Source organism: Romboutsia maritimum (assembly GCF_002251085.2).
Classification (GTDB): Bacteria; Bacillota; Clostridia; order Peptostreptococcales; family Peptostreptococcaceae; genus Romboutsia_B; species Romboutsia_B maritimum.
Genome location: NZ_NOJZ02000086.1, coordinates 1 through 1,102 on the forward strand (window position 1 = coordinate 1; position 1,102 = coordinate 1,102).

The 1,102-nt window shown below is 28.6% G+C and carries 2 protein-coding genes; both read right to left on the reverse strand.

All coding sequences use genetic code 11. The features are described 5' to 3' along the window. Positions 1-340 precede the first annotated feature (340 nt). Entirely contained in the window at positions 341-499 is a 159-nt protein-coding gene (locus CHF27_RS14340) for a hypothetical protein (protein ID WP_158534783.1), read from the reverse strand. A gap of 257 nt (positions 500-756) precedes the next feature. Then, the gene (locus CHF27_RS14345; protein ID WP_158534784.1) at positions 757-933 is read right to left on the reverse strand and encodes a hypothetical protein; all 177 of its coding nucleotides are present in this window, start codon (positions 931-933) and stop codon (positions 757-759) included. Positions 934-1,102 lie beyond the last annotated feature (169 nt).

The window sequence follows — 1,102 nt, forward strand, 5'->3', positions numbered from 1 at the left end:
TAATAATCTTATTAATATTATCTTTAGTGGAGGTGTTAGAATTGTTTAACTTTGGCGCTGGAATGGAATTTGTTGCTCACTTCATGTAAAAATCAATTTTTTTCAAAGGACATGCAACTTTTAATATACCGCTCGCATATCGTAATAGTGAGCTACGCAACGAAGACGAAGTCAAGGAAGAAGCTGTACTACGAAAAACTTAGCTAAATCATGTATTTTTATAAACTCTTCAAATTTGAAGGGTTTCTTTAGTTTTTGTAGAATATATTATCGAATTATATTTTTATAATTCTTTGTTTTCTTGAGCCTTGTGGAGTCGCTTTCCCTTGGCTCTTTTAATTTATTCTTTATTTTTCTTCATATCCTCGGCAACTAAAATTTTAATATAAGAACTTATTCCCATTATTTTACCTTTTTCAAGTATATAGTTATATATTTCTATGTCTGATATATTTTCTTTAAAGCTTACTTGCAACTTTAAACTTTGTTTCTTTGCCATATCTCTACTCCTCTCTAAGTAAAATCTAATGTTATTTCCCCTTTCTTACTTCATTCTATGCAATTTATACGTAGAACTTGCCTGTCTTAGTTATATTTTTATGAAAACTTGATATAAAATATTATCAGAGGTAATTTAGAAATGATATTAAAATAAAGGAATATTTATAAAAACATCGAATATATTACTCGAATTATATTTTTATAATCCACTGTTATTTGAGCTCTATGGAGTAGTAGTCCTGGAGCTCTTTTACATTAGTCATATAACCATTTCTCTTTCCTTTTCATTTCTTCGATTACTAGTTGTTTAATATAAGCGCTTTGACCTATAACTTTACTTTCACTTTTTATAAAGTTATATACACTTAATTCCTCAGGTGTCTTTTTAAAAGAAATCGGTATTCTTACTTCTTCACTTCTATTTCTAGCCATACAATTACACCCTTTCTTGCTTGTTTTTGTTTGTGTCTAATACATTATATGCGTAACCGCACAGAACTTGCCTGTCCTTATAAATTTTCATAAATAAAAAAGAGCAGAAAATTATAAAATGGATCCTATATAGTGGACACGAGAAAAAACGTGTCTATCTATATAGGGT

Bases quoted from the DNA above. Each gene is read 5' to 3' on its own strand.
- CHF27_RS14340 (WP_158534783.1), bottom strand. From the start codon at position 499: ATGGCAAAGAAACAAAGTTTAAAGTTGCAAGTAAGCTTTAAAGAAAAT.
- CHF27_RS14345 (WP_158534784.1), bottom strand. From the start codon at position 933: ATGGCTAGAAATAGAAGTGAAGAAGTAAGAATACCGATTTCTTTTAAA.